The sequence below is a fragment of the Tolypothrix sp. PCC 7601 genome (genome assembly GCF_025677855.1).
Lineage (GTDB): Bacteria > Cyanobacteriota > Cyanobacteriia > Cyanobacteriales > Nostocaceae > Aulosira > Aulosira diplosiphon.
This window is the reverse complement of the sequence record NZ_CP064879.1, coordinates 6,192,190-6,205,956: the sequence shown is the minus strand read 5'-3', so window position 1 is coordinate 6,205,956 and position 13,767 is coordinate 6,192,190. Positions and strand designations below refer to the sequence as shown.

The 13,767-nt window shown below is 46.3% G+C and carries 8 protein-coding genes; 3 read left to right on the top strand and 5 right to left on the bottom strand.

The window, feature by feature from the left end; genetic code table 11:
• Positions 1 to 26: 26 nt before the first annotated feature.
• The 5 genes from HG267_RS25425 to HG267_RS25405 form a co-directional block, all read right to left on the bottom strand.
• Complete coding sequence (locus tag HG267_RS25425; protein ID WP_045868543.1) at positions 27 to 623, bottom strand: hypothetical protein; 597 nt, start codon at positions 621 to 623, stop codon at positions 27 to 29.
• 446 nt (positions 624 to 1,069) lie between these two features.
• Positions 1,070 to 6,919, bottom strand: coding sequence for a type I polyketide synthase (locus tag HG267_RS25420; protein WP_052335080.1), 5,850 nt, complete (start codon positions 6,917 to 6,919; stop codon positions 1,070 to 1,072).
• A 2-nt stretch (positions 6,920 to 6,921) separates the two neighbouring features.
• The gene (locus tag HG267_RS25415) at positions 6,922 to 7,920 is read right to left on the bottom strand and encodes an enediyne biosynthesis protein UnbU (protein ID WP_235623012.1); all 999 of its coding nucleotides are present in this window, start codon (positions 7,918 to 7,920) and stop codon (positions 6,922 to 6,924) included.
• Positions 7,845 to 9,800, bottom strand: coding sequence for a CRTAC1 family protein (locus HG267_RS25410; protein WP_045868541.1), 1,956 nt, complete (start codon positions 9,798 to 9,800; stop codon positions 7,845 to 7,847). Before HG267_RS25410 ends, HG267_RS25415 begins: the two co-directional genes overlap by 76 nt.
• Before the next feature lie 150 nt (positions 9,801 to 9,950).
• Entirely contained in the window at positions 9,951 to 10,922 is a 972-nt protein-coding gene (locus tag HG267_RS25405) for a DUF1702 family protein (RefSeq protein WP_052335079.1), read from the bottom strand.
• A gap of 596 nt (positions 10,923 to 11,518) precedes the next feature.
• On the opposite strand from HG267_RS25405, the gene HG267_RS25400 reads away from it, so the two are divergent.
• The 3 genes from HG267_RS25400 to HG267_RS25390 all read left to right on the top strand — a co-directional run bounded on the left by HG267_RS25400 (position 11,519) and on the right by HG267_RS25390 (position 13,695).
• Positions 11,519 to 11,896: a hypothetical protein gene (locus HG267_RS25400; protein ID WP_210403064.1), complete on the top strand. Its 378-nt coding sequence runs from the start codon at positions 11,519 to 11,521 to the stop codon at positions 11,894 to 11,896.
• Positions 11,897 to 12,554: 658 nt separating this feature from the next.
• Positions 12,555 to 12,791, top strand: coding sequence for a hypothetical protein (locus HG267_RS25395; RefSeq protein ID WP_045868538.1), 237 nt, complete (start codon positions 12,555 to 12,557; stop codon positions 12,789 to 12,791).
• Complete coding sequence (locus HG267_RS25390; protein WP_309227610.1) at positions 12,787 to 13,695, top strand: transposase; 909 nt, start codon at positions 12,787 to 12,789, stop codon at positions 13,693 to 13,695. The genes HG267_RS25395 and HG267_RS25390 overlap by 5 nt, the downstream gene beginning before the upstream one ends.
• Positions 13,696 to 13,767: the final 72 nt, after the last annotated feature.

The following is a 13,767-nucleotide window of genomic DNA, read 5'->3' as shown; positions in this document are numbered from 1 at the left end:
AAGTTTTTTGTACCCTATGTTGGCGATTAACCGACTTCAACATCACCATCTGGCGGAAAACGATGGTAGCGTAGGGCGATCAGCATCGGTATCAGCACGATCAGGTTGTAGAAAAGATGCAGTTCGATTCTAGGTAGCCAAGGTTGTCCAGTAAAAGGGCGATCGCTAAAGTATTGGGAGATGATCTGTGCAATACTAACTGGCACAGCAAATTCATATAGGTTGTTGTGGATTAGTGACTGACCTAGTAATAAGGCGTGTTCAATGTGATGCCAGAATTGGATGATAAAGGCAACGTTCCACCAGAAAAGTGCCTGTCTAATGGTGATGGCTGGACGCAACAATACCAAACCCAGGAGCATAAACAGAGCATGACCGTAGTGCAACCACTCCGATTGCACTAACCAGGGATAGAATAGTCCTAATGCGCCTAGACATTGGGGCCTGGGCCAGTGCAGTACCCAAAGCTGAAATCCCTGCAACAAGTGTTCAAGCAAATGAGCAAGGATAACAAGCATAAAAATCTGCATAGCTCGTCGATGCCAACGTCCGTTTAGGGTATGGATCAGAGATTGAAAAATTGCTGATGTGGAGTTTCTGGGCAAACTTCTGGTATTTGTCATGGCAAGTATCCTTTGTTAGGTTTAGCTGCGAATTATTTCGGACTTATGCAAGAACTCTCAGAAAGGAATGGCACTAAGATAACGGCAAACCCATTACCTATAAGGCTTTTGGGTGTGGGGTGTCGGGTGTCGGGTGTAGTGAGTTGAAGATTTATTTATGTTGGCACTGATTTCTAGAAACTCTTTATTCTTCCCTACACCCTGCACCCTACCCCCAACACCCAGTCCAGGCAAGGATTTCACTTTTTCTTAGTGCCATTCCTCTCAGAAAGTCTTATTACTTCGTGTCCTTTGCGTTCTATGTGGTTCGATAAAGAAAAAACGAACCACATAGACGCGATCACGGCTTAAGGCAGGGTAGGACACAAAGAACTCAAAGAAAGAAAGAAAAAAAGAGAATACGATTTTGTTCAGTGCAAGTTTACAGAGAATTGGTATAAGTCCTGTTATTGTTTGTTGAGAAGTACGGCAAAAACTAGTTTGTGGGCAGAGGTCTGCACGGATATGCCAAAGGTAAAAATCTGCAAGTTTCCTGATTCCAGCAAAACTTGATCGTTACCAAGCCTTGAATTAACGAGTATGAGGGGGGCAGTTGAGATCGCACCAGCTTTCTTGAGACATTCAATTGCCGTCCAAATCCGAGTAGCACCAGTATTCTGGTCTTCTCCCCACTCCTGATGAATGATTTGTGCTAGTTTGAATCTCTCTGTGCCCAGCAGGTCTTGCCAGACGGAGACAGGACGAGGAACTACGGGTTCAACATCACAGCCAATTGCACCTTGTCCAGCGACGGCTATGGTTAAAGCTTCGGTATGGGACACAGAGACTTGCTGACCACCTAATACTTCTGGCTTGCCGTCCGATCGCCGCCAGATTGGTAATTTTGAGCCAATAGCTTGTTGAATGGCGCGATCGCTGCGTACTCGTCTTTCTACAGCAGGATCGCAATCAACTATAACGGTGATATCAGCTAGCGGAACCAGTTGCTGAATTCGCCGTTCCAGATAGGGGCCTAGCAGTGATTCGACCCAAGGATTTTCTAATTCTGTTGAGTGAATCACTTTGATCTGTAATCCCTGCCAGCGTTCTAGAATTTGACCTGAGCGATCGAAAATTTCTAGGTCGTAAATGAAAGTGTCCCCGTCATGCGATCGCTCTTTGGCATAGACAAATTGTGGCTCTGTACTGGGTAGACTACTCAATTCCAATCGCTCGACTGCGATCGGCAAAAGCGTTGCCTGGGGAATGCAGGCTTGCAAAGCATGAACGGCTGCATCTCGTGCAGCGGGATCGCCCAAAACTAAATGTGCAGGCAAATAAGAGCTAAACCAATGACTGCCTTGATCTGGTGCAATTTCAGCCAGACACTCTTTCGCTCTCAGTTGCCGATAACGAGACAATCGCTGAAATCGCCCTTGATGGAAGAGGAGGCGACCATAAAGATCCCGGTTTGGATTCAGCGTCACAAAGTCGGCGACAGATGCCCATTTCGGCGCATGGGTGGATAGTTGACCAATCTCTGATTCCTGTTTACCCATCCAACAGGTGGCTCGGAAGTGATCGACTCCAAATGCAGTCTGCTCACTTCTGAGTGCTACTTCTATGTGTCCCGGCTTATACATTAAAGCAACAATCCGAATTTTCAAAGGTGTGGATTCGCTAACAACAACGGGGCGATCAAACTTTACCTGCTCAAACATCGGTGGTTGCTCTGTTCTTGCCAATGCCATAGCTACCTGTGCCATTGCCTCTAGTCCCAAGACGGCGGGAAACACTCGTTCACCCTGAAACTGATGATCATTCAGATAAAGGTCGGTTGCTGTGGATAGGGTGGCATCAGCTACAAGTTCTACACCAGGATAATAGATTTGTGGCTGTTCTAGAAAACGCCGTAATGGCAGGTCTGGTTGCTCTAGCTGAAGTGTCGGGAGTCCACCGCAACGCCCAGTCACGATCGTTGAATTGCTAGAGAATGGCTGAGTCAGTAGGTGATATAGCATGGCAATGCCTCGATCTGTCGAGATCGGCGTAATTCCCTGCCGCAAGAGAGTATTTATACTGCCCAAACGCGAACCCATTCCCACCTCAGACCAGATTGACCACTCGATAGTCAGGCAGCGACAATCAGGATGATCTGCCTGCCAGCGTTCAACTAGACGTACTAGCCATTCATTTGCTAGGGCATAGTCCGCTTCACCGGGTAAGCCTGTGCGGGCAATAATTGAACCGAAGGCTATCAACAGTCGCAAATGGTCTGGATTGACTGCGGCCAGCACATTCTCCAAACCCTGAACCTTGGGAGCAAGGGTTTGGAGAAAATCGGGTTGATCCAAGTTACTCAACCGTTGCGGCACATTGCGGGCAGCACCGTGTAAAATCGCGGAGATGGAACCGAATGCTGCTTCTGCTGTTTGAATGGCTGATCGAACTGCAACTGCATCAGTAATATCGGTGGCAATGTAGCGAAATTCAATGCCCGCCGCCGTCATACGGTCGAGATTGGTCAAAAGTTCAGGATCTTGATCTGGCTGCGATCGCCCCAACAACACCAAACGCACTCCCGTATCTTTGGCTAAGGAAAAGGCACATTCGGCGGTAATTCCTTTACCACCACCCGTAACTAGCAACACATCATCTGATTTCAGGGGAAGTTCAGTAGATGTTTCTAACTGGGGTAAAACTTTGAGCATTAGCTCGTGTCTTCTTCCCAAATCATCATAATGCGCCTCAGAATAAGCGATCGCTGCTTTTGCTTCTGCCAGTACCCATTTTGCCGCCTGGGGATGATTTATCGGCACGTTGACCACACACGTAGTCAGATTCGATGCCTCTAAATGAAGTGTGCGGGCAAAGCCTCCGCCACTGTTGTCATGCTGCACAAGCACAAACTGTGTAGGGGTTTTTGCTAATACAATCCGAGCGCCTGTCAGCAAAAGATGGATGTGAGAAACATCCGGCTGTGGTGGCAAACACACAACCACACCATTACCTTCACATAGATTGAATGCTTCCTGTAAGGAATTTGCCAAAGGATGCTCTGGTGGTGCAATAATTTGCCAGGTTCCAACTGCATTTGGTGAGAAGTGACGATGGGGTAGGGTACGCTCGACTAGCTCAACAGTAAAAGGGCGTATCCAAGCATCAATCCCGGATGGCGGGTATTTGTCGTTATCAGTCGATACCGATTTTCCGGTTTGAGCCAGTTCTGCCAATGCTTGGACAATTTCACTTACTGTTGCATCTGCGTAGTTTGTGAGGGCAACGGGTGGTGACAAGCCAAGACACCGCGCGGCTTGAGCGACTAGCTGCCCCACTGTAATCGAATTCAAATGTAGGTCACTCAAGAGGCGACTATCGTTGTTCACGGCACATAGAGGCAGTTCAGCGCGTTCAGCTACAAGTTGGCGGACTAGATCGCAGGCAGAAAGTTCTGAGTTGGTGGAGATGCGATCTGTAGCTTCTATTGGTTCAGGATGACTTGCCTCGTTTTCCGTGCTTATATGCTCTGTTACGGATTCAGGTAGCGGTGCTAACTCACAGGGATTGGCAAAAAACTTCGGTTGCCAATCCAGAGAAAGCGATCGCGTAAATCGATCCGCAAATAGCGCTTTGTGGTGAATTGGTGTTCCTAGAACAAAGGCAGCTGCAACGGCTTGCAATAAGCCTTTGAGTGAATTACTACTGACATCGAGGGGTATAACTAGAGTGTCAACCAATTCACTCACCAGTCCACTCAAGACTCGACCCGGTCCAACTTCGAGCCAGAGATCGACATCTGCCACAGCGTTGCTAACTGCCTCCATAAACCGGACAGGAGAAGTGACCTGGCGGTAGAGGAGTTCTCGCAGATCTGCATCATATGCAAGCGGCGAACCCGTTACCGTTGAAACTACCAACCGTTGTAACGAGTGAATTTCCTCATCTACTAAATGATTTGCTAAAGGTTGGGCAGCTGCCGCTACTAGGGGAGAGTGGAATGCATGGGAAACGGGCAGTTGAACTACTTTCAGTCCCAAGGCTTGAGCTTTAGCGACAATCGCTGCTACTGCCGTCGCTTCTCCAGAAATAACTGTCTGACGCGGCGAGTTAAACCCTGCGATCGCGGTCGGATGGGTGATGGTATTGGTTGCATAAGCTTTACTATGCCAATTAGCTGGGCCAGTATCCAGGATTAACTCCTCAACTAGAGGTGGTGCTGCCTGGATACTTGCCATTGCGCCCGTTGAACTACCTAAAGTTGCCATCGCCCGTCCGCGTACTGTGGCAATCCGCAGTAGCGTTGCTTGATCAAACGCGCCAGCCCAGTGCAGCGCCGTTAGTTCGCCCAGGCTGTGTCCGATCGCCATGTTCGCCTTCACTCCCAGCGTCTCTAGGATGGGCAGCGCAGCCATTGAAGCAGTAACGATCGCAGGTTGTGCGACAAGTGTAGAAAGGTTACAGCTGTCTTGCGGCAAATTTGCTTGTTCGTAGAGCGATCGCACCGATGCAAACCGACGCTCCCAAGCTCCCCCATTCAGGTAGATCGGTGAGCCTTGTCCGGGGAAGAGAAAGCCGATACTGGGTTTGTGCGTTCCTATACCTAAAAATATCCCGGCATCAGCATCTAACCGAGTGGTTACACCGTTGTCTAGCCAGGAATGCAAGGTTTTTAAACTAGCTTCTAGCTGCAAAGCATTTATAGCTAAAATTGCCGCACGATAGCGTGAATTACCTAAGTTATGGGCGAGTTGCGCGGCCAGATCCGTGAGTTCGGAGCGAGAAAGTTTGGCAGCAAAGCTGAGTAAGCGTTCTACTTGCTGCTGCAACTGGGTAGTATCCTCTGCACCAAGTAACAACAACTCTGCATCTTGGGCAGATGATAACAAAACGCGCTCTTGAGGGCTGAGGTTTTGTCGGCGATCGCTTGCCACACCTTCCAAAACAATATGGGTGTTAATTCCGCCAAAGCCCATTGCACTCACACCCGCCCGAAGTGGGGCATCCAATGACCACAGTTCGCCAGTTGTTAACCGTCGTAAAGCAGGATGCTCGCCTGTGAGTTCCGGATGGGGCTGCTCACAACCTGTGGTAGGTGGCAACACCTGGTTATGAATTGCCAAGGTAGCTTTGATCAGTCCGGCAATCCCTGCTGCTGCCTTGGTATGACCGATATTGGCCTTGATCGAGCCGATCGCCGCAGGTGGAGTATGCTCACCAACTTCCCGACGGGCACGGGAGAGGACTTGCAGTTCGGTGGCATCTCCCACTGTCGTTCCTGTACCATGTCCCTCAAAATAAGCAACTGTGTCAATCCCAAACCCAGCACGGGTATAAGCGCGCTGTACTGCTAAAAGCTGACCCTCGACTTCGGGGCGAGTCATTCCCCCGTTGCCATCCGATGAAATACCCCAACCACGAATCAGCGAGTAGATGCGGCGATGTTGGTCCACTGCGTCTTGATCGCGCATGAGTACGGCAAAACCACAGCCTTCGCCAGGAATGAAACCAGCAGAACGGGCATCGTAGACGCGCATTTCCTCCGTTGCCAGAGCGCCCGCTTTCGCAAACCCGATGATCTCAAATGGGTCGATACTCACATCCACTCCACCTACCAGCGCCACGTCTAAATCGCCATTTACCAGGGCTGAGCAGGCAGTAGCAACGGCGAGCAGTGAAGCACTACAAGCTCCATCCACCGTATAGCCGCCGCCTTTGAGGTCGTAGTAATTGCAGATCCGCCCGGCAATGGTGTTCGATAGATTACCTGCCAGGGTTTCTTCACCCACTGGCGGGAAGGGGGCTTTGTACTGCGTTTCCAGGGCTTGCAAAAATTCCTGGCGCTGCTGATGTGGCCAGTTCTGATTAACCAAGGCAGCTTCCACCACACGATGTACATAGGGCCAGCGCAGACGCAACAAATTGGTGCGGGAAAATTCACCTGTGAGCGTGTTTCCCAGTACTACTCCGGTGGTTTGACGCGGTAAACCTTGACCTTGGGGAAATCCAGCATCAGCGAGTGCTTGAGTTGCTACATCCAATGCTAGCCAGTGGACTAAATCAGCACAACGGTAGGTGCTGCCTGCCACCCGAAAACCCACCCGATCAAATTCATAGCCTTCTATCAGGGCGGCTTGGGTAGCGTAGGTAGCATCTGGCGTGTTGTGATCGCTAGAGAAATAATCTTCCAAGCGTAAGCGATCGGAGGGTATGCGTCGGAAGGCGCGACGCCCAGCCAAGACATTTTCCCATAGCTCTGCCGGAGAACGAGCATCGGGGTACTGACAAGCCATGCCAACAATAGTAATTGCGGGTTTCATATTCAAAGTTCTCCTACGGATGCGGGTGTCGGCAGTAGAATAGCCTGCACTGGAGTAGCCAACGCTTGCAGGTAAAGACCAAGCCCCCGGAGAGTACAGACAATGGTGAGAGCGAAGAACAATCCAAAGACGATGTGAGTGATCATCAGCAACCCATACACAACCGCAACAGCTAAGCCAAATAAGATTTGACTGTGTAATTGGCTGGGTGTTGTACCAGGGTCTGTAACCATGTAAAAGGTGAAGAGAATAAATGCTACGCCTGTCATCGGTAGTAAGGCCGCAGTCAGGGGCGTAGCGAAGAGGATGCTGCGGAACGCTGCTTGGAGAATAAAGGCACTCAACCAGGCAGCAATTAGGGGTAAGCGATGGGTGAAGCGAGCATTGAGAAAGGTACCAGAAACAACGATGATTCCCGGTAAGAGCCAATCCCCAATTCCATCAAGGTTCTCCGTGAATTGATAGGGAGGAGCAATGCTCACCCAGGGAAAGAGCAACAGCGTCACACTAATACCAAAGTTGGAGGGATTGAAGAAATGGCGGTAACTTTTGCCGACAGGAGTGCGGAAGATGGCTTTTGAGCCAATGGCTACGGCAACTGCAAAAGCGATCGGCAGCAACCGTTCGTTAGCGTACAGTAGCATCACAACTGCTAGCCCAGTAATGTGAGCAGGGAGCAGAAAATCAACGAATTTGCCTAGCCCACCCTGGGCGAACTGGGGCTGGCGTTGCTTTACAGAAGCGTCTATCAACTCCAGCAGTATCTCCATACTGTAAGCCGTGCCCAATGCCACAAGCGGCTGTACCCAGGATTGCTCAAAACCTAGAACAGTGTGCCCCAGAATGTTGAGGATCGTAATCGCGGTCGCAAAGCGTCGCAATCCTGCTAATCGGTTGGTTTGATTCCAGCTATCCGTCGTCACCATTAAATCTCCTTTTCTGCTAATCCACTCAGCAGGACTGTGTGCCAACCAGGTTGCAGGTGCAATGTCTGTTCGCACACCTGTCCACGCAAATTGCGCCAGCGTAAATCAACTCGCACTGGTGTATCCAAAGACGAGCGATCGAGTCCAAAGTGCAAGTCTGTACTGCGTACTCCTGAATGCCCGTTGCCACCATCTACCTGAGCGACGAGTTGTCGTCCATCTGGGAGATATACGGTTGCTGTAGCACCAATTGCAGGCTGTGCAAAAGTTTTTGCTCCTGGATGCCCTGGATAAGTAGTGGTGCTGGCAGATGAATCCAGTACCCGGAGAAGATGCAGTCCTAAAAATGCTTTCGTTTGCGAGCTTTGATTCTGGTAAAAGTAAGAAGGTTCCCACTGGTTGGCTACAGCAAAATCTAAGTCACCATCTCCATCAACATCAGCAGTGGCAATTCCCCGACTGACCGAAGTTTCATCTAGTCCTAGTTCCTTTGCCAAATCGTAATAGCGACCATTTTTGGCACGTACAAAGAACGGATTATGCTGATGACCGCTTAAATCGTCACCCGGTTGCAATCTGGCCCAACTGCGCGAATCACTCAGGAGTTGATCGTTACCCATTGCTAGTTCGTGCAACTCAGGCCAACGGTTGACATTCCCTTTAGCAAAACCCGTTGCTTGCAGTGCTTCTAAGGTTCCATCGTTGTCAAAGTCACCAAATTTGGCTTCCCACGCCCAGCCACTGCGCGACAATCCTAATTGCTCGCTGCGGTCAATGTAGGGCGCGACACCTTGCTGTATTCTCTTGCCGGTGTTGAGAAACAGAAAGTGGCTTTCTTCCAAGGCATATTCCGCAGCAATGTTGCTGACATAAATATCTAATAAACCATCACTGTTGATATCTCCAAAATCTACCCCCATTCCTTTAAAGCTGTCGTGACCTAAAACTTTGGAGTTGGCAGTGGTTAGATTTTTCTTGCCTGACAAGATGGCGAAGTGCAGTTCCCCTGGTTGAGAGCGATTGTGTAGCAGGCGATCGGGGCCAAAATCATTAGCAAAATAGATTTCAGGTAAAAGATCGCCATCGAGATCTGCTGCTCCCACAGCCAGCGTCCAACTATTGGCTACAGTCTCGTCCAGAACTCCCTCGATTTCTTGAAACTGCACTGTTGGCTCTACCCCTGCTGTTGCTCCTGTCCATAACAGCAAATGCTTGCGTCCGCCATTCCTCGCTCGCGACATCGAATGCTGCATATGTTCGCGTCCGGTGGCTTTCGCGTCCAGAATTCGCGCTCCATCTGGGTGGTAGTTGCCGACGATTAAATCGGTATGTCCATCCCCGTCTAAATCAGCCAGGGTGGCAGCATTGGTATACCAACGTTCACTCTTGGGTACAATCTCGCGTTGTACGTAGTTACTATTAGTTAGGGCCAGTTTGTCTGTTTCTCTTCGCAGGTAGGCGATCGGGGTTCTGCCCCAGTAATAAACCAGCAGATCCAGCCAACCATCTTCATTTAGATCCTCGATTAAGCACCCCATTGGAGCCATGACGCTTGATTCGTAGGAGAGTAAACCAGGAGTCAAGGCAAATGGTTGATAACGGTTGGGTGTTCCAGGTACGGGAGCGATGATCGCTCGATCTACTCTGGGATCGACGTAGCAAACATCATTTGCCAACCCGTCTTTATCCAAGTCGTTGAGGGCAACGGCTGCACCAACTGAAGAAGTCCAGGCGGCGTGGCGTTCTAAACTAGGATGCACTGCCCGCACAAATTGCAATGATTGTCCTGTTAATTCTGGTAATGGTAAACGAGTGAAGCGAAATCGACTGGCGATCGCCCCTCGTTCTGGAGCAGATAAATCTGGCAGTTGAGCAAAATAGAATAACGTCACAATCAGCGCGATCGCTACCAAACGCCTTGTATGATGCCAAACAAAGCTTTTTATAAAACTCATACAGCTTCACCAAAGAGTGACTGTAAATAAAATCTCTTTTACTTGGTCGGGTGTGTTGTCGCCAAGCGCAACGCACTATCCTAGATCTAGTTACTTTTTCCTCCCCACACCCATATTTCTTTAGAAATTAGGGAAATCAGATATATAGTGCTATCTGCATGAATTCATATATGGCTGGACTTGTTTGATGGCAAACTGTGCTTGAATCCTTCGCCGCCAGATTTCATACGCTGGCTCTGTTCCTATGGGGAGTTGTTCTAGGGCAATGTCAGCTATCTTAGCGGCGGCGTTAGCAGAACAATCACACAGAACTTCACAGGCGATTTCTGTGTATTCTGATGAATTACCAGCGTTTTGACGGGCTTTCGCGGCAAAAACAGCCCCCTGCGCTATGCAAGGCAGATAAATCCCTGCTGATTGCCTTAATGCTTCGATTCCTGCGCGCTCTACACCCCCAGCATAAGCACAAGCAAGCCCGACACCACTCCAAAGGTCGGCCTGTCGTGCTGTAGGGAATTGCGAGATTGTGACAGGAATTCGCGCAACATCCCCACCATCGATAAACCACAAACTCCGCCCTAGACCTTGATCGAAAACTCTACAGGCATAACCAGACAACCGATTTGGCACTATTTGTTCTGCCACAGCCCATTGCCAGTGAAAATAGCCTTCATGGAAGCCGTATCCATCGACTGTTAGCCACCCTAATAACGGATCTAAACGCTGTAGAAATGGTTTAACCCGTTGGTGCAGTCGAGCCAGAACCCAACCAACTCCTACATGCACCATGTATACGTGTGCGGCTCCAGGTCCTGCTAGAAAATTATGCAGGCGATTCCGCCTCCAAGGGATTAGGGCATCTTGGAGAGCCAGCCCCATTGCGGCTCCTTCAAAGGCAAACCCACGTAATTCAAGTTCAACTTGGTTGAGCTGATGCGCTAATACCTCTGAACGGTCATATCTAAGTGCCGTATGATAGCCAAACAAAAATATTTCCCCAATCTGCTCTAATCGCTGTTGCGATCGCGCATCTCCCTGATGAAAACATCTCTGGGCAAAGGTTGTTTCTTTTAATGAAATACCGAAGATCTGTTGGCGTAGCCCGGCTAAACAAGGAGTCATATTAAAACCTTTTATATAAAGAGTGATTGACCAAAGTTTGCCAAAACCCCAAAAGCTCCCTTCTAGGTTTGATGTCTAAAAGCTGGGCAAGGTTGTGTCCATATTTGAAATTGCAAAAAGATTTACAGCAGAACTGTCTTATTGCTGAAAAAGAACTATACAAGCGCTAAAAAATAGTCGGCAAAGAAGGCAAGATAAAGACAAATTAAATTACCTTATCCTATAAGTTTGCTCTATAGCAAAATTCAAAATCTAACACCCAAAGTTATAGTTTTTTGTTCAGCTAAATACACAAAGTAAACTAAAACAGCAAAAATGAAGAAGTTCTGTCCTTCTAAAAATGGAAAAATAAACTTTGACGAGAGAGGATACTCAAAGAGTAATTTATAAAATAAGGTTAAAGTACTACTTTAACCTCTTTCAAGCGAAGTTTACAAGTTTTAATAAACAAAAAATTGTATAAAGATTATATAGGTGTTTAGATTGAGCTAAATCAAACCATATAACTATCTGACTTTAATAGATAAATATTATAAATATCGTTAATTATAATCACAAAAAAGTTAATAATAATACATAAAATACGAGGCTTAGATTTGAGTCGAAAAGAAAATAAAACTGGCAATAAAGAGGCGCGTCGTCCAACTTTTTACATGAAAGAGGAGTTACTTAACAAAGTAGCAGATCAGGCAAGAGAAGAGGGAAATACAATGTCACGCTTTGTAGTTGAGCTACTGAATTTATTGCTCTTATCTCCCCTTGGTCAGGAACTTCAGGAAAGCGCAAGGAGAAATCGGCGTACTTTAATTCAAGAGTTGAGGAATAACTTAATTCTATTTAACGAACAAATTTCATCCGACGAGATTCGTCAGTTGGCACAAGAAAGTCAAAGAAATTCAGATCAAATGTTAATTTACTTAGTGTTACTTGGACTGCAAATTTATAAAGATCGTTTAGAGGCAAAGCTGGAGTAATATTGAGGATTGTAATTGGTACGTAAGCCTTGCCTGAAACTAATTAACTTTATTAAAGGATTTTTGCCAGATTAGAGGTGTGTACCATAAACTCGTTTTGGAAAGCACTAAAATTGCTCTATACTTCAATTTGATTCATACAAATAATTGACAAGCAGTCACTCAGTTAACAGTAAATACTTCCACGGTATACTCGAACTTAAATTTAGTACTTCTCCGAAATTGCTCATTTTGCTCCTACCTCATTTACTGGAGTTTAGACGAGTTTCAGGTGCGGAATGTAGGATATAAGCGAATGGCACTAAGAAAAGCTATAAGCCATACACAACAAGGAATATAGCTTTTAATGCAGGGTAAGAGCATCTCAATCAGGCTTGACATAAGGAATCAGAAGAATCTAATGTATTGTCAGTAGACCTAAAAGTTCTGCGATCACGCACAGAGCGATACCTATAAAACCGACTGTTGTCAAAAAAACCGTATTCTGAAATACATTTTTTAGAAAACTCCTTCAGCAACTATAAATAAGTAAAACTAATTAATCACTGAAAAAGTTAAGAGTAACGCGCCCACCAAAAGATAGTTCTGGATCTGTAGTATGCAATTTTTGTAAAGTATGGAGGTAAAGAAGCAAAGTTGAGGATTATTTAGTTTGGCTATGAATGCAACGGAGCCAGTTCTAACTGATAGTAAAACCTTAAACGAAGTAGTTAACTGTTTAACAGAACATATTCCAATTCAGACTCAAGGTAAGTGTAAACAACAAAATATCTTTGAAATTTTAATTCGAGCAGCCACCCAAAGGGATAGTATTGAAAACACAACCAAAGTCTTAAAAAACGTTCCCTCAAGCAACGACATTCGTTACCCTAAGCGAGAAATATTCAGATATTAAACCTCTAGAAACAGACTTAAATACATCACTTCAAAGCCGATTACCAGATGGAATCCGAGAAGGTAAACAAAAAATAGCTATTGATTTCAACTTAATTCCTTATTATGGTGAACCTTCACCATCAGAAGCACCATATATTTATAGAAGTCAAGCTAAAAGTGGTACTTGTTCTTTCTATGCCTACGCTACTGTTTATGTAATTAAGAAGAATAAAAGAGTCACCTTAGCTATCAAAGCTGTTCAACAACAAAATACGAAGGCAGCAATTATCACTTATCTTCTAGCACTGATTGAGCCTTTAAATCTTACAATTGAAAGATTATACTTAGACCGTGAATTCTTCTGTGTCCCAGTGATCAGATGGTTACAAGCTCTTGATATTCCATTTGAAATGCCAGTAATTGTTCGCGGCAAACATGGAGGTACTAGACAATTAATTAGAGGCAGACGAAGCTATAAAACAACTTACACTTTAAACAGCGATAAATATGGCTCTGTCACTTTTCAAGTTTGGATAGTTTGTACCTATAAAAAAGGCAAAAGGCGAGCGCACGGGCGAGAATTTTTTGTTTATGCTGTGTATAAAGTTAAGTTGTCATTACATTCAATACATGACGACTATCGTCTCCGTTTTGGAATTGAAAGTAGCTATCGGATGAAAAATCAATGTCGGATTAAAACAACTATCAAAAATCCCACAATTAGATTTCTATTTGTAGCTTTAGCTTTTTTAATTATTAATGTTTGGATTTATCTAGTCTGGCATTATCTCAGCCGTTTAAAAAAAAGTTCAAGACAAGTTTTCTCCCATCTATTTACCCTTAAACAAATGCTTGAGTTTTTACGTCAAGCAGTAGACCGCAATTATGGAGTTGCCTGTGAAGTTTACTTACCATCTGGCTGATTTTGGTTGATTTTGGGGTTTATTTATAAATTAATCTTATCATTTAGCCAAGCAATCAGCTTTTGTATATTC

Bases quoted from the DNA above. Each gene is read 5' to 3' on its own strand.
- HG267_RS25425 (WP_045868543.1), bottom strand. From the start codon at position 623: ATGACAAATACCAGAAGTTTGCCCAGAAACTCCACATCAGCAATTTTT.
- HG267_RS25420 (WP_052335080.1), bottom strand. From the start codon at position 6,919: ATGAAACCCGCAATTACTATTGTTGGCATGGCTTGTCAGTACCCCGAT.
- HG267_RS25410 (WP_045868541.1), bottom strand. From the start codon at position 9,800: ATGAGTTTTATAAAAAGCTTTGTTTGGCATCATACAAGGCGTTTGGTA.
- HG267_RS25405 (WP_052335079.1), bottom strand. From the start codon at position 10,922: ATGACTCCTTGTTTAGCCGGGCTACGCCAACAGATCTTCGGTATTTCA.
- HG267_RS25395 (WP_045868538.1), top strand. From the start codon at position 12,555: ATGAATGCAACGGAGCCAGTTCTAACTGATAGTAAAACCTTAAACGAA.